Genomic DNA, 23,921 nt, shown 5'->3' on the forward strand with positions numbered 1-23,921 from the left:
GGCAAGCAAGTATGGATCAAGGATATGACCGGGCTCGAGCGGATGAGCACTCACTGCATTCCACAGTAGGTCAGGCCGGGCTTAAGGATGCGAAGCGTCGTCTGTTGTCTGTTATCGGTAGGCCCCCGTTGCGGCCGTCGTTTCCATGACGGCGGCTGCATCGGGAAGTGGAAGGAAGGTTCAAGCACCGCGATCAATCAATGAGACATTAGAACGGGTACGGTCATCGTTCCAAGCAGAGCGCGCGTGACGCCCCCTAATACGTGCTCAGTGGCACGCATGTGCCCGTAAGCGCCCATCACAAGCAGATCGGCATGGACGTCGGTCACCTGATTGAGAAGTGTCGCGCCGGTGCTGACGCCAGAAACGCGAGGTATCGATTGGAAGCCCGCGCGTATCCCGTGCCGCTCCAGGTAGCCGGCTGCGTCAAAGCCTGCCGGGTCGTCGCGATTGGGATGCTTTTCGACAACCGAAACCGTGACGAAGCGTGCGCGTTTGAGAATCGGCAGCGCGTCCGCAAGTGCGCGGGCAGCCTCACGGCTTCCATCCCAGGCGACGACGACGTTTTCGCCGAATGACGGCGTCTGTCCCGCGTACGGAAGCACGATCACAGGGCGGCCGCAGTTCATCACGATGTCCTCGACGAAATCGCGTGCAACGAAGGACGCTTGATCGTCCGGATCTTGCTGGCCTAGGATGATGAGATCGGCGTGTCGCGCATGTAACACAGCGGCGTCGGTAGCGGAACCCGCCGGCGCACTCCATTCGAATGGGCATCCGGCGCGCTTGGCCGCAGCTGTGAACGCTTGACGGGCGCGCTGCATCCTCTCCGCACCCTGCGCTTCGAGTTTCGCCAAATTGAGGCTGTCGTCGCGCTTGAGCAGCGGTCTGAACAAGTCCTGGCAGACCACATAAAGGCCAATGATATGCGCATCGTGCTTCAACGCAAAATCGAGCGCGAAAGCAATGCGTGCCTCGCTGTGCCGGCTGTCGTCGATATGGACGAGGATGGTTTTGTATGTCATAGCAGAACCTGCTTGGTTTGGTGATCGGCTGCGCCTTGCGTTGCCCCGGCGCTCTCGAAGTTGCCTGGCACGAGCAAAACCGGGCAACAGGACATGCGTGTGAACTGCTCCGCGACGCTGCCGAGCATGAGGCGCTTGACTCCGCGCCGTCCGTGTGTGCCCATGACCACGACGTCGCAATGGGTCGCCCGTGCTTCTTCCAAAATCCTTTCTGGAACATTGCCGCCCGGTTTGTCGACCTCCACGACTCTTGGCGTTCCTTTGATGTTGTCTCGTCGCATGGCGGCGCTGGCCTCGTTCTTCAATTGCTCGCCGGTTTGAAGCAGCGCGTCGCGTACGATCGAGGGATCGAATCCGGGCGCCTCATAGGACACCATCGGGATGTCTACTACGTAGACCGGTATCAGTTCGGCATGACTTTCGCGCGCCATCGCAAGTGCATATTCCAATGCACGCTGCGCGGTGGTGCTGCCGTCTATCGGAACGAGGATCCGTTTGTACATGATTTACGCCTCATAAATGGTTCGATCGCTTCGTGTCAATGCGACATCAACACCGGCAAGGTCATCGATTTGAGAATCGAACGGGTAGCGCCACCGAGCACCAGTTCGCGCCATCGCGAATGGCCGTAACAACCCATCACGAGGAGGTCTGCCTCGAGATCGGCTGCACGAGAAAGGATCGTTTCGCCGATCGACACGTCCTTCACGCCCTCGATTTCCTGCGTGGCAACGTTGGCGCCATATCGCGAGATGACCGTGGCGATATCGGATCCGGGAACCCGGCTCGACACTGGTTCGCCGTTCAGCGCATTGATCGTGAGCACGGTCACTTGCTTCGCGTGACGGAAAAACGGCAACGCGTCGTGGAGCGCACGTGTGGCCTCGCGGCTGCCGTCCCACGCAAGAACGACGTGGGACGCGATGTGATGAAATTGGCCGGCGTAAGGCACGACCAGCACCGGGCGCCCCGCTGAAAGCACGAGATTCTCGACGAATTGCTGGGCGACGAACGATTCGGGATCCTCACGATTGTATTGGCCGACGATGACTAGATCGGCTAGGCGGGCAGCCTGTGGGACACACCGATTGGCGTATTCCGTTGACCTTCGCCATTCGCCGGCGACCTTCATGCGCAACATCTCGGCGCGAAAAAGCCGTTCTAGCGCGCCTTGTTGCTGCAGGCGCCTATGCTCGAACTCCGCGTAGTATTCGGCGCTACCCGCGAGCACGTAGAACGACCCGGGCTCGGGCCTGTAGACGGTGAAAAAGCCAGTGAGATACGCGTCAAACTGCTGGGCTAGCGAGAGTGCGAGTTCGAGGCGGCTGTGCACAGCCTCACTCGAATCGAGATGCACGAAGATGCTCTTATAACTCATTGCCGTGGCTCCGAAGAATGAAAGTTCAGCACGGGAAAAGTGCTTAACGCGGCTTCCAGTCTAGGAGGGCGGCGAAGTTGCCGATTGATGCGAATCAAGCGAAGCCAGGTTAGACGAAAGCGCCGCTTTGCACTGACCTACCAAGGCAAGCATTAAGAGGAATCGACGTGGTCGCTGCAATGTCTTGATCGCGGTCAATCGGCCGTCGGTGCTGCAGTCTAAATTGGACTCCTACTGAACCGTTAATCGCGCATAAACAAGGCATGCGCGCAGTCTTCGGTTTCTTTCTTCGCTCAGGAGAACATGATGCCCGTGAAGCGAGTCGCATTTGTCACTCCACTCGTGAGCGAAACGAAAGCCGGGTTACACCCATGCGCCCGGGCAACGTCGGTCATGCGAGTACGGACAGGAGTGAGAGATGAAGACGGACAAGCAACTGCGGGACGAGGTGGAAGAGGAGCTGGATTTCGATCCTTTGATCAACTCGGCGCAAATCGGTGTCGAGGTAACCGACCGGGTCGTGACCTTGTCGGGCCATCCGTCGAGCTATGCCGAAAAAATTGCAGCGGAAAAGGCGGCTCAGCGCGTCTCGGGGGTGAAGGCCGTGGTTGTCGATATGCATGTACGGCTCTCGAACGACGACGTCCACACCGACGAAGAGACGGCGAGTGCCGTGCGCTCCATGCTGCATTGGATCGCTGGACTTGGGGAAGATGCGGTCAAAGTGCAGGTGGAGAACGGCTGGGTGACGTTACACGGGGAAGTCGACAGCCCACGCCGCAGTTATCTTGCGGCACGCACGATCGGCCAGATGCGCAGTGTGACCGGAGTGACCAATCTGATCAAGGTCTCGGTGCCTAAGGCCGCCAGCGATGTGACCGAAAACATTCGGAGAGCGCTGCAGCGCCATGCGGAACGTGCGGCGAAGCATATTCAAATCAAAGTCCATGACGGTACCGTCACGTTGACCGGCAAGGTAGCGTCCTATGCGGAACGCTCGCTGGCGCGTGGGGCAGCATGGTCGGCGCCGGGCGTTCATGCCGTGATCGACGATCTCGACATCGAATAAGGCGGCTGCCGGCTCGCGAGGTTGGCGTATGCACCAGGGTTAGGCGGATGGCTTGCTGCTACGGGGATCCTCCAACTCGACGGATTGGAGGTACGTCGGCACCTCGCAGGGCCAGTGGAGCGCTTCAGATATCCTGCGTCGCAATGCATCGGCCGCGGCCGGTTCGCCGTGCGTCATGAATGTCCTCAGAGGCGGTGTCGATATTGACGACAACCACCCGAGAATTTCGCGGTAATCGGCGTGTGCCGACAGAGAGGAAATCGATTCGACTTTCGCGCGAACCCGCACATACTCGCCGTGAATTTTTAGAGTCGGTGCATGCGCCTCGAGTGCCGCGCCGCGGGTTCCCGCCGCTTGGTACCCGGCTAGTACAATCGTGTTGCGCGCGTCCGCCGCGAATGCTTTCAGGTGGTGCAACACGCGACCGCCGGTGATCATCCCACTGCCTGCAATCACGACCATCGGCCCACCTCTACCCGTCACCTCTTTCGATTGATCGACGGTGCGCACCATCGTCGCGGCTTTGGCGATCGAATCCGCTTGCGTCATGGTGAGCCGGTGTTCGCTGAGATGGTGCCGGTAGAGATCGGTCACCGCTATCGCCATGGGACTGTCGAGAAAGACCGGAACGCGCGGCATGCGGCCGGTTTCCTTTAGCAGCGCAATGTAGTGAAGTATCGTCTGCGTACGGCCGACGGCGAAAGAGGGAATAACCACCACGCCGCCATGTTTGAATGTGCGCGCGAAAATCGCCTCGAGTTGTGCCGCAGGGTCGCTCTCGGCATGTAGCCGGTCTCCATAGGTCGCCTCCACGACTAGATAGTCCGCGTGCTCGATCCGCATTGGCGCGCACATGACGGGATCCGACGGGCGCCCAAGATCGCCGGAGAATACGATGTCGTTTCCGTTCATATGAACGACGACACTCGCCGCGCCTAAGATATGTCCCGCGGGAAGTAACCGAAAGTATGCCTGCTCCGAGAGCTTCACCGGCGTGTTGAATTCAGAGGGTACGAATTGCTTGAGCACGCGCTCTGCATCGTCGAGCGTGTAGAGCGGTAGGGCCGGGTGATGCTTAGAGTATGCATGTCGATTCGCGAAATTCGCCTCTTCCTCCTGCAGCTTAGCGCTGTCGCGCAGCATGACCCCACATAAGTCGGTGGTGCCAGTGGTCGCATAGACGGGGCCTCGATAACCCATGCGGGCGAGCACGGGTAGGTACCCGGAGTGGTCGATGTGTGCATGCGTGAGCACTACGGCATCGAGTGTATCGACAGGGACAGGGAGTGCTGCCCAATTGCGTAACCGCAGGTTTTTGGTGCCTTCGAACAGACCGCAATCGATCAATACGCGTGTGCCGGCGCACTCGAGCAGGTATTTCGAACCGGTGACCGTCTCCGCCGCACCAAGGAATGTCAGCCTCATGATTGCTCTCCCGCGGCCACAGCCTGCCGCTTGTCACGCTGGTCGGGTATTGGCGCGTGCAGGTTGTACCATTCGCATATCGCGCCCCAGATCTCATGAGCTGATTCAGCGAACGTCAGTAACCTCGCATCGGACGGGGCGATCATGCCTTCTTCGACCAGAAAATCGAAATCGATCGCACGCCGCCAATATCGCTCGCCGACGAGCACCACAGGTAACGATGCGATCTTGCCGGTCTGCAGCAACGTCAGCACCTCGAAGAGCTCGTCGCAGGTGCCATAGCCGCCGGGAAAAAAGACCGCAGCCTTCGCACGCTCGAGCAAATGCATCTTGCGAATGGCGAAGTAGTGCAGCTTGAAACAGAGATTTGGGCTGATATACGGGTTGGGCAGCTGTTCGTGCGGCAGCGAGATGTTCAGCCCGATGCTTGGCGCGCCCGATTCGAACGCGCCGCGGTTGGCGCCTTCCATGATGCCCGGGCCGCCGCCGGTGACGACGGCGAGTTCGGGAACGTTGTCGGTTACGCAGCACTTGGCCACAAGACGCCCGAATTCACGGGCGATCGAGTAGTAGCGGCTATTGTCGAGTACCCGCTTTGCCACGTCGGCAGCTCGCGCATGGCCGGGGTCATACGGCGCCTTCGCCAGCGCTTGCTGCGCCGAGATCAGCCGTTGCTCCGCCGCTTGCGGCTCGATCAAACGGGTGCTGCCATAAACCACGACCGTGTGCTCGATCGCATGCCGCTGCAAGATTTCTTCCGTTTTCCAAAAGTCCAACTGCAGACGCACGCCGCACATCTCGGGCCGCAGAAGAAAGGCTCTGTCCTCGTCGGCCTGCTGATAGCTAGGGCTCTCGATCAGCTTGCGGACGCGCTCGCGCGCCTCAGCCCCGCTTTCGTAGTCGGCACACTCGTTCATTAGGCGCCTCTCGAGTCACATGTCAGTTTCATCATCGCGCCAATATTGGCGCTGGCTGCTGACGCAGATCAATTCGGACCCATAGTGCACCGATCTGATCTCAATCAACGCGATAGCGGATTCGCGTGCCTTTTTGGCTTGACGCAGGTCAATTCCACAATGGCATCGAACTCTACGATGGTTCCTGCGGTGAACGAACCCGAGTCATGTACGCTGCAGGAAGCCTGCCATACAGATGCGCGATCGGCACGTCGGCGCGTTGATTGTCACGGGTGGCCCGTTTGACCGCATTGCCGGCATTCGTCTGATTGCCCGTGCGTGCATCCAAGCGGGGAGACGCAGCTATGAGCGGAATTCTCACTGTGACACTGAACCCCGCGGTCGATGTATCGACGGCTGTCGAACGGGTGGACGATACGCGTAAGCTGCGCTGTGACGCGGCGCTCAAGCATCCTGGCGGCGGCGGGATCAACGTGGCGCGTGTGATCACTCGCTTGGGCGGCGATTGCGTTGCGCTCTATCTGGCCGGCGGCCCGCTCGGACGGGAACTGCGCCGTCTCCTCGAGGAGGAAGACGTTCTAGGCGTATGCGCTGAAATCGCTGACGAAACGCGAGAGAGCTTTTCCGTGTACGAGAAGTCGACAGGGCGGCAGTTTCGCTTCGTCTTGCCGGGCCCCACTGTGTCAGAGCATGAGTGGAACGGCTGTATCGAGCAGTTCGAGTCGTGCGCGCGGGCTGCGGACTATGTCGTACTGAGTGGTAGTCTGCCGCCAGGCATTGCGACCGATGCCTATGCCAGGTTGGTGCGAGCGGCCCGTGCCAACGGAGCGAGAGTCGTGCTGGACAGCTCGGGGCCGCCTTTGAGAGCCGCACTCGAAGCCGGCGTTTTTCTGATTAAGCCAAGCCTCGGCGAACTATGCGAGCTTTGTGGCCGGCCGCTCGAGACCGAGACGCAATGGTGCGAAGCCGCGCACGATATCGTGCGTAAAGGCCAAGCGCAGATCGTCGTTTTGACGCTGGGCAGCCTCGGCGCGCTGCTTGTGACCGAGCACGACGAGTTGCGAGCGCGTGCACTGCCGATGACCGTCGTGAGCGCGATCGGTGCGGGCGACTCTCTATTGGGCGCGCTCGTCTGGGCGCTCCATCGCGGCCTTCCGCTGGCCCAAGCGTTCCGCTATGGCGTCGCCGCTGCGTCGGCGTCGCTTCCGAGGGCAGGCACGGGGCTTTGCGACGCGCAAGAGGTCGAGCAGCTTTACGGGCAGGTTCGCCTGAGGTAGCCACGCTCGACGATATGACGATATCGCAGCCAGTGCGGTCGGAGGATCGCTACTTGCGTGTGGAGCTGCTGGAGCGGATCACAACGCTTGCTAGAAAGCGTCGCGATCGATCGCCAGACGGGGCCTGAACGGATCGATCACGGTCACGCCATAGATCGCCATTGATGTCACCAAAGAACCTCATTCAATGGCCGGCGTGGCGCACGCTCAATGACCTTGGGTCCATAACCGATTCTCAGCAACAACTGCGGCACTGCAGTCAGGCCCGCCACCTTGCGCAAACGCTCGCGCAGCGGCGCGATTTCGATGGGCTGGTTCAAAAAGGAAGCACTCAAGCCGAAGGTTGTCGCGGTAAGCAGTAATCGCTCCAGCGCTTGGCCAGCGGCAAGCCAGGCTTCGCGGTTGTCGATGTCCGTAGCGATCACGAGAAGGAGCGGTGATCCTGCCAACAGTTTCTCGTGTATGGCGACCATGCCTTGGCCCACATCAAACGTGCGGATTGCCGATGCGGCGATGGGGACCGCAAGATTGAGTAGCGCGGCCACGCCGGCGGCATCGACCGGCATACCATCGTTACTGCGCTTCGGATGAATCCAGCACGCGAGTTCGCGCCGGAAGCACGGATCGGCGAATTGCAATGCGTCGGCCTCGGCGATCAGATCCGCGATGCGTGTTCGGCTTGCCGGATCATCGAGGCAAACAATCCGCGCCCCCTCTGCTTCGCCTGCGTCGGTCAAGGAGCGAATCGTACTGTCCGCCAGCGGCGTTTCGGAAAACGGTCTGCGCACGGTGGCGCGCGTGCGGATAGCGCTGAAGAGCGCGTTTAGGCTTTCATCTAGGAAACCTCTTTCCAGCACCTGCAAGTGGGCAAGCATGTCCGGATCGACCTCGGACGGAAAGAGCCTGATTCGGTAGCTCAGTCCGTAATGGTTCAATGCTGCGCGTAGATTGAGCAGGGCAGCCCCACAACTCATAGTGAGTTCCCTATCGAACGGATCGACGACCGGCAGTGCCCGCATGCGATCGGCGCAGAGCGTGATGGAGTCGTCGTCGACGATGAAATGCCATGGCTGCGAATTGTGGCTAGACGGAGCGAGCACGGCGTGCTGTAAGGCACAACGCATCTTCTTGCCGACGCTCGCGGTCGAATCGAGCGAATAGAGGGCGGACTCTCGAACTTCCGCTTGTGGATAGGAGTTCATCGTTGATTCCCTCGAAGGCACCTGTGAACAATATCCGCTCCATGGATGGCCGGCCGATTGACGAGCGTCAACGCAATGGCGCATCGCGCGGCGAGTGCGATCAAGTGCACGATGTTTTTCGCTTCTAGGCTTCGAAACCTCCAGTCTCTGATTTACGTCAACCTGAAAATGAGTGAAAACACGGACAGTGGATGAGTTCGGACAGGTCCGTCAAGCGCGGCTGAGCTGCCCGAACGCAAAATGAAATTCTGCGTGCCCATCCGTTCAGAGGTTTGCCGTGGTGACGCTGGTCATCCTGTTTGTAGTCGTATTGCTGATCAATCTCATGCCCGCGTTTGGGCCGCCCACATGGATGGCCATGTCATGGGTCGGCTTCAATGTTCCCGGTGGCGATCCGTTTCTTTTTGCCTTGGTTGCTGCAAGCGCGGCGACCCTTGGCCGGCTGATACTGGCGATCTTCGCCCGCAAGCTCGTCCGAGGACGGCTGATGCGCGATTCCGACCGGCAAAACATCGACGTGGTCAGAGTGTGGTTGGAAAGGCACAGAACGCTGACCATCGGCGCGTTCTTCTTTTATTCGCTGAGTCCTTTGCCGTCGAACTATCTCTTCATCGCATATGGGCTATCGGGGATGCCGCTGAGGGTCATCGGAGCGGCATTCTTTGTCGGTCGTACGGTGAGCTATGCCATCTGGGCGCATTTCGGACGATTTGTATCTACGCATGTCGATCCTGAAGTTCAGCTCGAAGGAGGCTACCTGAGCGCCTACTTCGTCGTCACGCAGCTCGCTTTGCTGGGGCTCGTCTACCTACTCATGAAGCTCGATTGGAAGATGCTCATCGAAGAACGGAAGCTCGCGTGGCGACGGTCGACGAGGCTGCCGGGGCAGGCTGGGCATGGCCGCACCACCGATGTTGAATGAAATGGCGCCGACCCGGCTACAGCTTTACTGCCGGCCAACCACCCGATTGAAAGGAGTCAGTGGAGCGAGTCGACGCAGCCCGTCCGTTATTGCGGCGCTGGACTTGGGCATCGGCGGCAAATCAACATGGTGCCGTGGCGATCGGGATCGTCCCAGTAAAAGTGCACGTCGATGGCACCCTGCGAAGGCACCACGACCTCTTTCGTTTCCGTGATGTGTCGGTCACGTGCTGCAATCCGATAGCGGCCTGTGGGCACGCGCGCGAACAAAAACGGCCCCTCAGTGCGCACCGCGAGTACGACGTGCTGGCCGGAAGTAATGCTGACATCGACGTCGGAAAGATAGTGGCCAGCTTTGGATGCAAGCGTGATGCGCATGTTGTACTTCGGAGCGATCTCGCGGAAAGCAAGGACTTCATCTTCGCCGATGCCGCCCGTCACATACGCGACCCCGGCGTGCGTCACTGGCGTAGGAGCGGTCTGCGCAAACGCGTGGGTGCTCGCGAGGACACATGAGACAAGCAGTGCGGCGGGCAGGTGGGTGGAAACGTTGAACATGGGACCCTCCAGGACTTACTTTGGCGGCAGTAGCGGCCGCGTTTTCGGTCGGTTCAGACATCGATAAAAGCTTAAGCAGCACTGGCAAACCAACGACCAACGCCGTAGGCCTATCGTGGCGACCCGACCAGCAACAATGGCGTCTCGGTAGCGTGTGCTACACGCCCCGCGACACTACCGAGCAACCAGCGCGCTATCCCGCGACGACCGTGCGTGCCCATGACGATGAGCTCGGCTTGCCAGTTCTGCGCCTCTCTCAGAATGGCGTTAGCGATGTCGTCATGGGTGGAAGCCGTGCCGACGATCTCGGCCATTGAGCGCTCGGCACCGATGCTATCGAGCACGGCCTTGGCAGCCGTCAACGCCTGTTCGCCCTGTTTGGTAAAAGCATCTTCCAGCGCGTCGATTGTGACGGGGTCGGCGAGTTGCACACCGCGATCGACGACATAGACGGCGCGCAGTTCAGCTTGGGGCCCGACGAGCGTCAGACCGAATCTCAGCGCTTGCAGAGCTGGATCGCTGCCATCGAGTGCGAACAAAATGCGCTCAGGCGTATGATGAATCGGGCTATCGCCCCGAGCGGGGACGACCAATATCGGGCAATGGGAAAGCTTTACCAGCGGCTCCGATACCGTGCCTTCGACCCAGCGAGACAGCCAACCATAGTGCTCGCGGGCGCCTACGATCAGTAAGTCGGCATGCCATGTGCTGGCGCAATCAAGCAGCGCATGAATGACATCGCCTCCATGTTTCGCAAGCTCGATCACGTCCGTTTCCAACTGGACGTCGTCGCGCGCAAAACGCCTATAGGCCTGATTCACGGCATCCGTCGCGTCGCGCAGCAATTCTCCCCGTGCTTCATCCAGGACGGACGACGGCAATGAGCCGGTTGGAACAAGCGTGCGCGGGTTTTCGGCCACGCTGACGATGCGAACATCTGCGCCAGGGGGCACTATGTGCGTGGCAAATTCCAATGCCTTCCTGGACGCCTCGGACAGTTCGGTTGCGATGAGAATCCTCTGCGGCTTGGTGGGCGCGCCGTAGGACGCGGTTTCATCTTTCATTGGCTGCTCCGAGAAGGTGTTTTCCGTCATTTTCTGTCTCGCGTTCTATCGCCGCTTGACGGAAATCAACTCAGTGCATAAAGATGCTGCCGACTTCAGGCCTGCTTCAAGCGAATCGAAGGTCCACAAAGAAGCTTCGCTTCGAGGATGAAATCGCACGCTAGGACCGGCGTCGAATCATCGATTCGTTCTTGAACGGCCCAAAATCAATAAAAGCAAGGAAGACCCCGACGAAGCGATGCGTAGCTACATGCCGCCATTCGTGGATGCCAACCGCGCGCTATTCCCGATCCCTGAATGATGCAACCAGGCCGACCCGAGCGAATCGGGCGGCCTTGCTCAACCGGATCGACGTCGAACCGCATCATCATTCCGTCGTGCGGTCCGTTTCCAGCTTGCGCTGCCGGCGCCCTGAGAGGAACTTAGTCGTCCAGCAAGCCCGCTTGTCTCAACATCGCATTGTTATCTACTGTCGGATGACGCGAAGCGGGACGAATTTCCGATTCGGAGTCGGAATCCGAGTCATACAACATTCCTTGTCTTTGGGCCCATATGTTCTGATCGATCTGGTTCGCGATTTCTTGCAACTCGGGATCGTCGATCGGATGCGTCGGCATTTTTCCCTTGAGGCCGATACCCCACTTTGTGAGTTCGGTACTCCGCTCGTCGTCCATGAGCTGTGCGAGGGGCCGTTTGTCTCGCGTACCAGCGGCCCAAGCCACTTGCTTCTTCGATTTCCCCGGCAACTGCGCTGCTCGCGGCCGCTGGCTCGCAGACGGAGACGTAGAGGGCGTATGCGACTCGCGCGGGCTCAACGGGCTCAGCGCGGCGTTCACCGACGCCGGTTTGCTTTTCCCCGACCCGCTAGGTTGGGTGTTGCTCGATGTTTGCGCTCTAGACGTACTCGAGGTCGAAAAAAAGCGGCTGATTGAAGAAAGATTGAGACGGGACATGATGGATCCTATGCGATGTAACGTTCAATACGGCGAAACCCACGGATGCAAATGGCTGATGCGTGCCCCCATTCCCCGCTCCCATTCGATCGCGTACTGGCTCGTGTTCGTTCTCATTTCCACCATGCCGCCCGCGCTCTTTCGCACGCCGACACCAATCGCGCGTCCGTGATTGCACAGCGCATCGACGCGTCCGCTCGCATAGCCGCTCGCAATACGTTCGAGCTCTCCCTCGCTACGCGCCAGCAGCGCAGACTCAGGCTTTGACAGCTCGTGATCGGCGATATCGGCGATCGCACGCAGCAACCCGGCACGCGACGAAAACGTACCCGTGCGCGAGACGGTGCCGCCGGGCTTGTTCAGGCGCGCGCGCATTTGCTCGGGGCTCTGCCCGAAGTGAACGTCGATCGCGCGAACGAGTGCCGCGGGCGAGATGATGCGGTGCAGGTCGGGGCTACGGATCGCCTCGTTCCATCGCGTTTCGAGCTCGCCTTCAAGGCGTTCCGCTTCCCCGCTGCGGACACCCCGCTGCTTGTTCTCCTGATGGCGGGCCGCCCGCAGATCGCCTAGCTGATTCTGGCGTTCAGCCAATTCGTTGTCGATCGCCTCGAGTTCGTCGGCCGCCGACAGATAGCGCGCACTGAGGCTCGCGTAATGCTCGAACTCGCTCTTGTGCTGAGCCGCGTATTGCGGAATTTCGCCCTGCAGGCGGCGGATCCGCGCTTCGAGTTGCTCCAGATCGGTACCTGAGCGGCTCGTGCTCGGTGTGGCAAGCGCGGCGCGCGTTCGTGGCTGCTGAGCGGGCGGACGATCAAGCGCTTTTCTTTCCGCCACGAGATCCGCGATCCTCTCGCTGTAGTAGCCATCGAGGTGAGGCGCAACCTGCTGCCCCATCTTTTCGATGACCGGGTCAGTGATCTTAAGGCTCTTGATGAAATGCTTTTCGAGCGCACCGATCATCGTCGTAAACGCGTCCTGATGCCGATTCAGCATGGTCGACAAATCACTGAGCCGAGCGGCGGCCGCGCCGATCTGAGGCCCACTCAGGATCTGATCGCCGAACTCGGCGACCGTGGCGCCTCGCCGCAGCGCCCCCTGCATCCCCGTCGCGGCCCGGTCGATCTCCTCTCGGATACGACGTGAGGTGATCTGGGGCGGCGACTGCCCCACCCGAGCGCTTACGCTGTTCATCTGATCAAGCGACTTGCCTTGGCGCGCGCCAACATTCGCTACGCGTAGGCTAAGCCCCAGCTCGTAGGCGAGCATGCGCTCAATCTCGGCGCCCATATTCTCGAGCCCTGTGCTCGAAGCGGCGCGCATGAACGCTCGGACGGCCTCGAGCGGGTCCCCCCGGAGCGCCGTCATGCGTTCGAACGCCGTCGTCAGGCTTGCCTGAAACTCCCGGTCACGCGGCGGGCGTGCCGACCGGCGCGACACCCGTGTTTCGCCTCGCAACCAGTGAGCCGTTTGCTCCCGCAAAGCCGGGCTCACGTCGGTCATCATCTCGAACGCCCCAACCTCGCCGCTCTGCCTCAGCGCGGTACGCTCGGCCACCGTCTTCGCTTGTTCGGCTGCTGCCGCCCGGCTCGCCGACAGCAATTCGATCTGCCGCGAAATTTGCCTCTTGCGGCCATGGTTGACATTAATATCCGCGACGATCGCATCCGTGCTCGATTGAGACTGCGCCGTGGGCACCGCCGGTTCGGATGCGGTCGCCGCTTCGTACTCCCGCTGCAATTGTTCGAGCCGCTGCTCTTTGCCCGCTTGTGTCGCATTCAATTGCTCGACCACATTGCGGGCCTCGTCGCACTGCGTGCTCAGCGCTTTGAGCTTGCCGCGCACCTGATCGCGACGGGTACTCAGCCGCCGGATAGCCTGTGTCAGTTCCGCTTCCGATAGTTGCGGCACCGGATCGGCATGGGGCTCGGGCGGTGCCTTGAGCGCGGCAAGCTGCGCTTCGAGCCTGCCGATGTTGTCCGCGAGCGCGACGACGGCTTTAACGTCGCTGCTGCGATTCATCAGAGTGGCCGGGGCGCCGAGCCTGGCCGCTCGCGGCGCCCGGCTCGCGCTCGCGGAGGCACGCGAAGACGACCCCGCACCCTCCGTCGACGCTGCGCGTGGCGAGAGGTCGCGCAGCGGCCCTGGGCTGGTCCCTCGAGCACTGCGCACCTCCCCCGCTTCGTTCAACTGAGCAGGCGGAGCAGACTCGCCCGCGACTCGCAATGGGACGGGTTGATGTGTGCCGATGGGCCGGACCATATACATCCTCGCAAAGGGGACTGTCGAAGCGACAGCCGGGTCGCCAGCCCCCGAACAGTAAACAGTGATAACGCGTGACAGGGACTTGCTGTCGAAAGGAGCGCCCCCTGGCGTGATGCGTGCCAATCATGCCGGCGTTCGGGGAGTAGACAAATGTGTACGGCGAATACCTGGTGCGCTGCGCGAACACTCTTGTGCGCGAGTCCCACAAAGGCATTGACAGTCGTTTCGGTGCGTCTGTCACGAGCGAGCGACATGACATGCGTGCGTATCAAGCTGGCGATTCGCGCCGAGCGCCCCAATTTCGCTGGGTAGACCGGTCCCACCGCACGGTTCTTTTTATGATCCGCCGCATTGCGTTCCCACCGTGTCGCGGGCCTGAACCTGTGACGCCAAGACGAGGCTCCGTCCCATGCGTTCGACTCCCATCCGCTCCTCTACCAGCCCGCATCGCCAAGGCGAACCGTCGGGCACGCCAGAATCGTCCCGGCAGGCCACGCCGACGGCGAATTCCCCCGCGCGTGGTGGTGTCTTGGACAACCTCTCGCGCGCGTCCGGGTCGGCGCGTCCCACCGCCCAGCGCCGAGGCATTTCATCACTTTGGCGGCGCAGCCCGTGGTCGCAGGCCTTGCTTGACGTGCGCACGGACGGCACACGTCAAGCCGACACAGTGCACGCCGAATCGAGCAGTACCCCCAGCCATCCGCGCGTCCACGATACGCGGCAACGAACGGCGCTCGCGGCACACGCCGGGGCGCTCCCGTTGGCTGAAGCGCGCTTCCAAGGGGCCGGTCAAGGACTCGCCACTCCACACGCTGCAGCCAGCGCGGAGACGTTGCTGAGCGAGTTGGCCGGCGTCGCCGCGCCGCGTGTTCCGATGGACGCCCCGACGGGTGCCTCCTCGTCATCCTCGTCCGTGCCTCGCGTGACGGGCAAAGCGCTGGAAGCGCTGCTTGCCTCAGGCGATGCCGACGCCGTTCTCGCCGTCGCGCGGGAAGCGGCCGGGCAAACCGCCAAAGCGGCCGAGGCCGCTAGCACCGGCGCAATCGCGTCGTTGATCGCGAACTCTGGCTCGGACGGTGCGGGCCCCTCGCCACTACAGTCGCTAAAGGCAGCGATCGGCGAAGCGCGAGCCCATCTCGACTACGTCACGGAAGTGGGCATCAACATGCTCGACGAGGATGACGAGGACGACGCACCGAAAATCGCCGAGGCGCGCGCGATGATCGATCAGGCACGTACGGCATTGGGCACAATCGAGTCGGAGCTGGTGCATAGCTTCGCCGCGCAGGCCATCGATGAACGGCTGCTGCCGGCGGAAGCCAGCGTGCTGGGCCAGTTGGCCGCGCTGCGCGAGCTGCATCCGAACGTCTTCGATCTCGACCATGGCGGCGGTGATCCGCGCGTGCTTGAAGGCGTGGCGTTATCGGCCTCGCGTACGGCCGATAACGCGAGGGCACTGCTCGGCGCGGCCGGCACAAATGATCGTGAGGTGCTACAACACATGGGGCACGGCGCCGTGAACGTGGCCGACATGCTCGACGGTGCCGCCGATTCGGTTGCGAAGCTGCGATCGGCCTGTCCTCAAGGCACGACGCAGGACGCGCTCGGTGCGTTAGCCCGCGCGATCGAAGACATGCAAGCATGGTTGGCCGGGCATGACGTGCCCGGCGCCGGCCGAACACCGGCCGTACCGCCTCAGTCGCCCCTGCGCACGCCAGCCCCACGCACGGTTGCGCCCATGAACGCAACCATCAGCGCGCGCTTGAGTGAGATGGCATTCCAGCGAAGCGCCCTCGGCGAGTTACCGAAGCTTGCCCGACGCGTTTCCCGGGATATGCCCGGCGACGCACGCAACCGGGAAATCTCCAATCGGCTCGTGCATTTGATGAGCCGCGCCATGGGCGAACACACGCCGCTCGACGAACGGATCGAGTTGGCGCGGATCGCAATGTACTTTGGACCGAACAACGCAGCCGAGAGCGGCCGGCTGGCGCGCATGCTGACGAGCGTGGCGCTGCGTGTGGACGCACCCACGACCGGGGAGGTAAACGAAACGATCGGTCTGGACGATAGTTCCGAAATCGGCCGCTCGGCGCTGTCGCAACAAGCGATATTCAACCGCCTCGGCGACATCATGGGCTCGCTGAACCCGGAGGAGGGGCGCAGGTTTGCCAACTCGATCCACGCGCTTCACGACGCGCGCGACGGCGGGACCGCGCGGTCCTCGCTGCGGCTGACAGCAACAGCGATTGCGGAGCGGCGGCTTGCTCCCCATTCCGCGGCCGACGATCTATTGCAGCTTCCCGTTGGCACCGAGTGGCTGGGCGATAGCGCGCAGCGCAAAAACTGGGCAGCCCGCTATTTCGAGCAATCCAGCGTCCGTCATCCGACTTCGCCGAACAACATCGCCGCAACGTACGTCGACAACCGGAGCGTCATCCGCCAGCTCGTCGCGCTCGCATCGGACATGGAAGCGCTGCGCGGCCATCGCCATCACTTCGTGCAGTTGGCGAAAGAACTCTTCAAACGCGATGACGAGCGGATTGCCGATCGCTATCGGCCCGCGATCAGCTCCGGGCAACGTTTCGAACTGCTGCGGGCGATGGTGGTGCAACTGCCGCAATTCGGCCATGCCTCCGGCGACAAGCAGACGATCAGCGACGTACTTTCCTTCGTCCTCAAGCAAATCGAGGGATTCAACCTGTCGCACGAGCACAAGCTGAGGCTCGTGAAGGAATTGCTCGCCGTCACCGAGCATTTGCCGACGAGCCGATTCAGCGCGAGCGATGCTGCGCAATCGCATGCGCTCGATGCCGCCAAGGCCGTGTTGTATCAGCTGAGAAACGCGTCGTCCGCCGTACCGCTACTGCGCCAAGTGCTGGCCTCGAGCGAAACATGGAGTACGCAACGGAGCGCGTACAACGACCTGCCCCGCACGCGCGGAGAGAAGCGGACCGCAGTGGCGACATCGATCCTACCGCCCGTCGGGCTGGTGCAAGCCGCTAAGTTCGCGGCGGGCGCCATCAAAGGCCGGGCCAGCCCGAGGCACGAAGCAGCGGATCTCGTTCTCGACGCATTGCAGCAGCAACTGGCCGGCACCGTGGGTCTGGGCCATTCCGCTCCGACGAGCCTGATCCCGCTGTATGGCGATCTCCTGCGTCAATGCATCGCGCCTTCCACCGAGTCGGCGCCCAACCTCGGTGAGGGCAGGCTCCAGCGCACGCTCTCATACATCGTGCGAGGGGGACTGCCCGTCGGCGGAGACGCGGCGACACGCGATCGGTACGTGGCCCAGGTGCTCGGCGATGATCCTGCCGTACGCGCCGCGGTAGCAAAGGCGCTCACGCGTGCCATTGCGGATAAGTCAGGCCCCGCGTCGAGCCCATTCGGCCGTCTGGCATCCGCGCGCTATCTGCAGAATCTCCTGAGCGCAGGCGCGGGCGAGCTCAGCGAAGCAGACCGTAGTGCCGCCATCGCGGGCGTCAATCGCACGTTGCTGAGTCAATCACTGACCGGGAATGCCGGGCGTGAGTCGATGACATTGACGGCCCTGTTCCGCGAGGCGCAACGCGACGGCTTCCCGCTGACGGAGGAAGTCGTGCGGCATAACATGCATCTGGAAGCTTCGCAGTCCATCAAGTGGCTGCGCCGAGTACCGGGCGCGGTCAGAAACCTGCGGGACGCCGCGACACCCGAAGATAAGCGCGAAGCGGCAAAGCCCATCCATGAGGCAGCCGAACGGATGAAGCGGGTGGCCGCCGCTTATCCGATGTTCGACTCGCAGCAGCGCGGCGCGCTCAGGACCGCCTTCATGAGCGCGGCACCTACCGATCCCGCACAGTACGGCTCGTTGGCGGCAACAGGACAGTTGCCTGCGCTGGCGCTCATCACCAGCCTCGCCCAGTTTTCCGGACAACGTCCGCGCGATGCGCGCGAACTGCTGGATCTGGCTGGGCAGGCGCGCTCCCGCCTGAACCCGACGAATCAGGAGGCGGCGATCAATCAGATGTTCGACGCCTATGACGAAGCCACGTCGGCGGGACGGGACCTCGTGCTCTCGTTCGTGACGGGGCTTAACCAGCCGCACGAATCCGGCGCTTTCGCCAGCGCCGCCGTCAAGCTCATCTCGAGCACCGTGGCTGACGAAACGATGCGCGCGAAGCTCGGCGCGGAGGAAAGCGAGCGTATCGTCGCTACGGTACTCGAGCGGATGAAGACGTTGCCGGCCGACAATGCATCGGACCTCGTCTCGAACGTCATCAACGAGTCGGCCGAACTGCCCCGGGCACTCATCGATGGCTTCATCGCCGTAGCGCCCAGACTGGAGCCACGGGCGATTGCGCAGCTACTGACAGCCGAGCTCAAGCGCGGATCCACGTTACCGCCCGGTGAGGCCTCGACGATGGCGGCGCATTGGCAAGCGCTTTCATACCGGGCACCTTCCGGCTCGCCGCAACGCGAGACGCTGGCGCTCTTCGCCGCGATCGCAGATCGGATGCACGAACACCATTCCGGCGAGGCGACCCGCGGGCACGCGGCTCCGGTACCGGAAGCGGCCGCGAGCCAACTGGCGTCGGCGCTCCACAGCTTCGAGCCTCGTTTGCAGGCAGCGGTGCTCAGCCATATCGCGGGCGAGCATGCGCCGCAAGCGGTGCGCGAAAGCGTCCTCAACGATATGTTCGGCAGCTTCGCACGACTGAACCCGCAGCAGCGACAGCTCGCGATCGAACGCGGCGGGCGCACCGGAATCGGGCGCGGCCTCATGGCACTCGCCGCGCAATTCGGCGCCCCGCAGCTTCGTGGCGGACAGGTGGTACGGCCTGGCCTCGACGAGCCGTTCCTCGACGACGGCCACAGCAGCCAAGCGGCTCCCGGGTCATTGAAAACGCTGGGCGAGGCGCTCACCGCGCGCGAGCGCAAGCCACAGGAAATCACAGTCACACTCGAAGCCATCGCAGAGCGCTTCACGGCAATGCCGCAGCATTTCCAGCAGCAGTTCGAGGACCTCTTCAAACGCTTCGTCGCGGACGGCCGGCTCAGGTCGCCACAATTGCAAGATCGCGTGATCGAGACGCTGAGGGCCGGCGGCGGACATGAGTCGGCGGTGGGCAATCGTCTGCTGCAGGCGTATGGCAGCGACCTGGACCGCCGCGTCGTGAGGGACGCCGAACAAGCCCTGGCCAAAGCGCAGGCTCAGGCCAAGGCGCAAACGGAAGCTCAAGCGCGCCTGCCGTCGATGCGCGCAGACCGCATCAAGTTGCTCGAGCATATGCGCTGAACGCATCCCGCTGCTTTACGGAGAACACCATGCCGCGCCTCGACCGGACCGCGCCGTTGCCTTATATCGACGACTCGCCGCACGCCGACGCGAACAGCGCTGTCGCGCAAGCTGCCAACCCACAAGCTTCCACGACCGCTTCGCGCCCTGCGCGCGGCACGGTGAAGGAGCGCTTCGAGCAGATGATCAATACGCGCAAGATCCCTCAGGAGCCGGCACTGAAGGTCGACGGCTGGAACGACCGTACCGCGTTGGCGATCTGCGAAGGCTGGCGGGAAAACCTCGTCCGCGATGTGTCGATCCCCGATCTCTCTCGGCTGATGGCACTGAACTTCGAGCGCACGCGCCCCGATGCCATTCCCGCCGACCGCAAGGCCGAACGACTGCTGCCGGAAGGCTCGGGCAAAGACGCCTACTACGAGGCGATGGTCGAATCGTTCCTGAGATCGATCGGTGCTTCCGACGAAGAACTTCAGGCCATCCTCGAGAGCTTCAAGAAAGCAGGACTCGGCGGGCTGCATCGCCAGAAAGCCGTCACCGTTTCGACGATCAACGGCACGGTGAGCGCGCTGCAATACGCGCTCACGGCGCACCCCTACGCCAAGCTCGCGCTCTATGGCGCTCAACTCCTGCTGACGACGATCAACAGCCGGCTCGCCTACACGTCGGCGAAGCTGCGGTTCCACTATTCCGGGACCGAGGAACTGATGCCGCTCGGCAAAGCCGACGCCGCGCCAAGCGCCAAGGCGGGGCCAAGCCTCCTCAGCGCATCGGCGAAGCTCGTCACGCAGCTCGCAAAGATCAAGAAAGATGTCAGCGCGATGGAGTCCGCGCTCGCGGCACTCGAGAAGGCAACGCAAGCACGATCCGATCTGCCGCACGAGGCCACCGCCTCGCAACGGCAACAGGCGGAACAGCAGCTGCGTGCCGCTTGCGAGGACATGAGTATCGCGTTTGCCGCATTCTCCTTGCGCAGTGAATTGAAGTCGACCTATAAAACGGCATCGGAAAGCGCCAAGATCGAGTTCCGAGGCAACGAGATTTCGCTGTACGGGAGCTACGCGAACGGCACGGCGACGTTAGCCGCGACATTGCTGGCCATCTTCGCGCCGACCTCCGCCGCCACGCTCGGGGCGACGGCCGCGGCTGCCGGGCTGGGTGCCCTGATCTACGCCGGCTATCAGTTGAGCAGCGGCCCAAGCAAGGACGGCGAGGCCAAGGCGAAGCGGGCCATTATCGCGCTGTCCAAATCGATGGATATGCTGGGCGGCAACGCGGCCAAGCAGCAAAAAGCGCGGGCCGATGCCTATCGCACCTACCTGGGCGCACGACGTTCGCGCGATCCGGAAACGCGTGAGCAAGCGCGAGGCAAACTTCTCGCGGAACTGGAAACGATCGCGCAAAGCGATTCGACGAAAGACGATCTTCAACCGCTCGAGAACTGTAAAGCGTACGCCGATCACCGAAAACAAACGGCCGACACTATCGAGCAAATCAAGACCGATCATCAACAACAGCTGGACGCTGAGCCTCATGACGATGAAACCCTCCGTGCGCTCGAGGCCGAGCTTCAACATCGATTGCAAGCTGGAACGCAAAAACTCAATGCCGAGTTCACACAGAACTATGGTTCCCGCTTCAACACTGGTACGGTCATCGATGCGTGGAAGACGCCCTATCGGATGCGCTTCGATAGCATGGGCCGTCTCCTGTTGGGCCAGGTCAGTGCATCGGCGCGCTCGCTCCTGAAGCTGCAGTCGACGCCGGTTGAATCGGGACCACAGGCATCGATACGCAACCTGCATGTCGCCGGAAGACGACAGGAATTGAAGGCATGCCTGCGCGATTGGATCAATTTCGAAACCGCACAAGCGCGTTTGAAAGAGACGGCCAACCTCAGTGACGACGACCCGGCCCTGCAAAGCAAACTCGGCTCGGCGGCACGCGCGCTTGCGGCGATTCGCAATCCCGATGCACAGGCGCTCTTCTCCGGCGACGGGCGACAGCAGGTGGAAGCGACGAAACTCGCGAAGAGAATGACCGTCGGCGAGGAAGAACGCTACACGATGACGATGGGCGGCGCGACCGCGCTCGCCGCCATTGTCAACACGTCGGGCACCCTGGCGGGCATGGGCTTGACTGTCGACAAGGTCGTGAAGGAAAGCCATGGCATTCATTTGCCCCCTCAGCACTTCGGCGACCAGAAGGACGGCCAAACGCTTTCTCAAGGCAGCGCACCGTTCACGGCCCACTATTCGGCCGGTGAGCGCGCCCGGTTCCAGAAAACTGAAATGAACGACCTGCGCCAAGTCCTTAAACGGGAGGGAGATCCGGTTAAGGTCGCGCTCGACGTGCCGCATGCCGAGGCGTTTTCAGTCGACAACCCGAGCCTCGACTTCAAGGGTCTGGATAAGGCTTTGGACGATCTCGTGGATGACCTCGAAAAACGAGCCGATATCGTCGACGAAATCACGCTTTCGATCGGCGGTGCCAAGCTAGCATCGGGCAAGCTCGACGGCACCACCGATTACTACAAGTGGCGCAAAGAGCAAGCACCGCTGCGCACGAAAGCGGCATTCACGGGCCGGCAATTGGGCATGTTTGCCAAGGCGGCCGGCATCTCCGTCGCATCGCCATTCGTGCAGGCGCTCGCGCAGATTCCCCTTTCACGCACGCGCAAAAGCGCGCGGCTCGGCGATGCGAAAAGCGTCGATATTCGCGAAAAACTGACTGCACTGGCGAATGAACGCAACGGCAACAACGAGATAAAGATCGAGCGCGATGAAACGCACGACACGCATGACACGCACGACACGCATGAAACGCATGACACGCATGACACGCATGACACGCATGACACGCGAACACCCCCGCTGATGCGGGTGAAGATACCTACGTCCACCCCGCTCCCCAACGACGAATCCCTGCGCCAGGAAACGGCATGGCAAGCCGCAGCGGACGCGGTCTCGGTCATTCCCGTATTCGGCGAGCAAGCGCGCAATCTGTCGCCGCTCAATGAAGCCACGCCGTCCGCCAGCGACAACCTGAACGAAGTCGATACCTATCTGCGCTTACTCGGCGCGGGCGGAGGTGAAAGGGCAGCGCGGACCTGGCTCGGAGAACACGGCATCGAAGCCGTCTATAACAGCGGCAGCGGACTGAACTGCCTCATCATTTCGCTGCTTCAGCACGCAACCGGCCGCTACGGACGGGAAGACGAACGCGCGCTCGCCGATGCGGCACGCGGTTACCGTGACGAATTGGTCGCTCATGGACACGGCGAAATCATGCGCGACGACGGCACGCCCGAGATGCTCCACGCCGATGAACCCGCCGTCGTTCTATTACTGCAGTTGATGCAACGCGATCATGGAAGGCGCCTCGCGTTGAACCTCGTCATGCCCAAGATTGTCGACGAACCCGGCGACACGGGCCGGCACGTCGGGGTATTTCGAGTGCCGCCGCGCGAGAGCGAAGCACAGCAGCACGTGGACGCCCACCCGGTCGCTGTGATCCAATTCGGGAATCACTTTGAGGCGCTGCGCGCCGTGGGGACCCGTGTGCCGCCGCAAGTGAAGGTGACGGAAGACAGCGAGCGCTCCTCGTCTTCGATTGACCACTCCAGCTCCAGCTCCAGCCCGAAGCCGAACCCGAAGCCGAACCCGAACTCAAGCCCGCGCATCGAGGAGCCCACCCCTTCCGTCAGCAGCGAAGACAGCCTCTTCTCGATCGATTGGCAGAAGGCGCCGCCGTCGCCGCCGGCCAGCGAAACATTCAGCTTCGACATAGAGGCTTCTTCTCCGAAAATGAGCGAGATCGGCAGCAAACTGCGAGAACAGCTCGGGCGCGCCGGCGCGATGCGTACCGCCGAAGACGCGAAACCGCTTCTCGACACGCTGCGCGAGGCGATCAAGCACGATGCCCTCGACGTCGCCTGGCGACATCCCGATCATGACTGGAATCTCATGCATGTCGCCGCCGCGGCAGGCGATGCCGATCTGATCCGCTCACTGCACGAGCGCGGCGTCGCGGCGGGCGCCGACGACGATGCGTGGTCGACCCCGCTTCACCTCGCCAGCGAGAACGGCCACACGGCTGCGGTCGCTGCGCTGCTCGAAGCAGGCGTGAACGCCAATATGGTGGACCGGGCGGGCTACCGTCCGCTTCACGCAGCCGCCCGCAGCGGCAATCGACGGATGATCGAATTGCTCGTGCAGCACGGCGCACAGGTCAACGCTCAGCATTCCACCACGGGCGACACCGCCGCCCACCTCGCAGCCCGGGACGGCAAGACCGATTCGGTTCGCGCACTGCTGGCTGCGGGTGCCGATCCGCTCCTGGAAGCCCGGCGCGGCAAACAGCCTAAGCTTCTCGCTCGGCTGAACCCGTTGTCGAAGCCGAAAGGCAGCGAGACCGTGCGCGCAGCACTCGATCGATCGAAAAAGGCGCGCGGCGAAGCCGATTACGCTTTGACTCGCGGGGCGCTGAAACAGGGCGAACGCGTCGTCAGGCGCAAATGAGGAAAGGACCGGTTCGCTCTCTGGCTGGCTCTTTCGTCCACAGACATGCCTACTACCGGCGCTTAGTGAATC

General features: G+C 62.1%; 15 protein-coding genes. 5 read left to right on the forward strand and 10 right to left on the reverse strand.

Annotated elements, in window-relative coordinates; genetic code table 11:
• Positions 1 to 197: 197 nt before the first annotated feature.
• From ACTHL0_RS12085 to ACTHL0_RS12095, 3 genes are read right to left on the reverse strand one after another with little or no spacing between them, the layout of a single operon-like run.
• The gene (locus tag ACTHL0_RS12085) at positions 198 to 1,025 is read right to left on the reverse strand and encodes a universal stress protein (protein ID WP_440566981.1); all 828 of its coding nucleotides are present in this window, start codon (positions 1,023 to 1,025) and stop codon (positions 198 to 200) included.
• The gene (locus ACTHL0_RS12090; protein WP_440566982.1) at positions 1,022 to 1,528 is read right to left on the reverse strand and encodes a universal stress protein; all 507 of its coding nucleotides are present in this window, start codon (positions 1,526 to 1,528) and stop codon (positions 1,022 to 1,024) included. Before ACTHL0_RS12090 ends, ACTHL0_RS12085 begins: the two co-directional genes overlap by 4 nt.
• Before the next feature lie 35 nt (positions 1,529 to 1,563).
• A complete protein-coding gene (locus ACTHL0_RS12095) occupies positions 1,564 to 2,403 on the reverse strand; it encodes a universal stress protein (RefSeq protein WP_440566984.1) in 840 nt (279 codons plus the stop codon).
• A gap of 418 nt (positions 2,404 to 2,821) precedes the next feature.
• Here ACTHL0_RS12095 and ACTHL0_RS12100 point away from each other — a divergent pair, with 418 nt between their 5' ends.
• Positions 2,822 to 3,472, forward strand: coding sequence for a BON domain-containing protein (locus tag ACTHL0_RS12100; RefSeq protein WP_440566985.1), 651 nt, complete (start codon positions 2,822 to 2,824; stop codon positions 3,470 to 3,472).
• A gap of 39 nt (positions 3,473 to 3,511) precedes the next feature.
• On the opposite strand, the gene ACTHL0_RS12105 is transcribed toward ACTHL0_RS12100, so the two are convergent.
• Together ACTHL0_RS12105 and ACTHL0_RS12110 are read right to left on the reverse strand one after the other, a co-directional pair.
• Positions 3,512 to 4,897 carry an MBL fold metallo-hydrolase RNA specificity domain-containing protein gene (locus ACTHL0_RS12105; RefSeq protein WP_440566986.1) on the reverse strand — a complete coding sequence of 462 codons (1,386 nt, stop codon included), beginning with the start codon at positions 4,895 to 4,897 and terminating at the stop codon, positions 3,512 to 3,514.
• Positions 4,894 to 5,814 (reverse strand): LOG family protein, encoded by a 921-nt coding sequence (locus ACTHL0_RS12110; RefSeq protein ID WP_440566988.1) that lies wholly within the window; start codon positions 5,812 to 5,814, stop codon positions 4,894 to 4,896. The genes ACTHL0_RS12105 and ACTHL0_RS12110 overlap by 4 nt, the downstream gene beginning before the upstream one ends.
• Before the next feature lie 344 nt (positions 5,815 to 6,158).
• On the opposite strand from ACTHL0_RS12110, the gene ACTHL0_RS12115 reads away from it, so the two are divergent.
• The gene (locus tag ACTHL0_RS12115) at positions 6,159 to 7,091 is read left to right on the forward strand and encodes a 1-phosphofructokinase family hexose kinase (RefSeq protein WP_440566989.1); all 933 of its coding nucleotides are present in this window, start codon (positions 6,159 to 6,161) and stop codon (positions 7,089 to 7,091) included.
• A 167-nt stretch (positions 7,092 to 7,258) separates the two neighbouring features.
• On the opposite strand, the gene ACTHL0_RS12120 is transcribed toward ACTHL0_RS12115, so the two are convergent.
• Positions 7,259 to 8,293, reverse strand: coding sequence for an Acg family FMN-binding oxidoreductase (locus ACTHL0_RS12120; protein ID WP_440566990.1), 1,035 nt, complete (start codon positions 8,291 to 8,293; stop codon positions 7,259 to 7,261).
• A gap of 277 nt (positions 8,294 to 8,570) precedes the next feature.
• Between ACTHL0_RS12120 and ACTHL0_RS12125 the strand changes: the two genes are divergently transcribed.
• On the forward strand, positions 8,571 to 9,215 hold the full coding sequence (locus ACTHL0_RS12125; RefSeq protein WP_440566991.1) for a hypothetical protein: 645 nt from the start codon (positions 8,571 to 8,573) through the stop codon (positions 9,213 to 9,215).
• An 86-nt stretch (positions 9,216 to 9,301) separates the two neighbouring features.
• Here the strand turns inward: ACTHL0_RS12125 and ACTHL0_RS12130 are convergent, their stop codons facing one another.
• The 4 genes from ACTHL0_RS12130 to ACTHL0_RS12145 all read right to left on the reverse strand — a co-directional run bounded on the left by ACTHL0_RS12130 (position 9,302) and on the right by ACTHL0_RS12145 (position 13,808).
• Positions 9,302 to 9,772, reverse strand: a complete 471-nt coding sequence (locus ACTHL0_RS12130; protein ID WP_440566992.1) for a carboxypeptidase regulatory-like domain-containing protein — start codon at positions 9,770 to 9,772, stop codon at positions 9,302 to 9,304.
• Positions 9,773 to 9,882: 110 nt separating this feature from the next.
• Complete coding sequence (locus ACTHL0_RS12135) at positions 9,883 to 10,866, reverse strand: universal stress protein (RefSeq protein WP_440566993.1); 984 nt, start codon at positions 10,864 to 10,866, stop codon at positions 9,883 to 9,885.
• Positions 10,867 to 11,258: 392 nt separating this feature from the next.
• Positions 11,259 to 11,558 (reverse strand): hypothetical protein, encoded by a 300-nt coding sequence (locus ACTHL0_RS12140; RefSeq protein ID WP_440566994.1) that lies wholly within the window; start codon positions 11,556 to 11,558, stop codon positions 11,259 to 11,261.
• A 255-nt stretch (positions 11,559 to 11,813) separates the two neighbouring features.
• Positions 11,814 to 13,808, reverse strand: a complete 1,995-nt coding sequence (locus ACTHL0_RS12145; RefSeq protein WP_440566995.1) for a hypothetical protein — start codon at positions 13,806 to 13,808, stop codon at positions 11,814 to 11,816.
• A 652-nt stretch (positions 13,809 to 14,460) separates the two neighbouring features.
• Between ACTHL0_RS12145 and ACTHL0_RS12150 the strand changes: the two genes are divergently transcribed.
• Together ACTHL0_RS12150 and ACTHL0_RS12155 are read left to right on the forward strand one after the other, a co-directional pair.
• Positions 14,461 to 19,329: a hypothetical protein gene (locus tag ACTHL0_RS12150; protein ID WP_440566996.1), complete on the forward strand. Its 4,869-nt coding sequence runs from the start codon at positions 14,461 to 14,463 to the stop codon at positions 19,327 to 19,329.
• A gap of 29 nt (positions 19,330 to 19,358) precedes the next feature.
• Positions 19,359 to 23,849: an ankyrin repeat domain-containing protein gene (locus ACTHL0_RS12155; protein WP_440566997.1), complete on the forward strand. Its 4,491-nt coding sequence runs from the start codon at positions 19,359 to 19,361 to the stop codon at positions 23,847 to 23,849.
• Positions 23,850 to 23,921: the final 72 nt, after the last annotated feature.

This window comes from Trinickia sp., from assembly GCF_051961175.1.
Lineage (GTDB): Bacteria > Pseudomonadota > Gammaproteobacteria > Burkholderiales > Burkholderiaceae > Trinickia.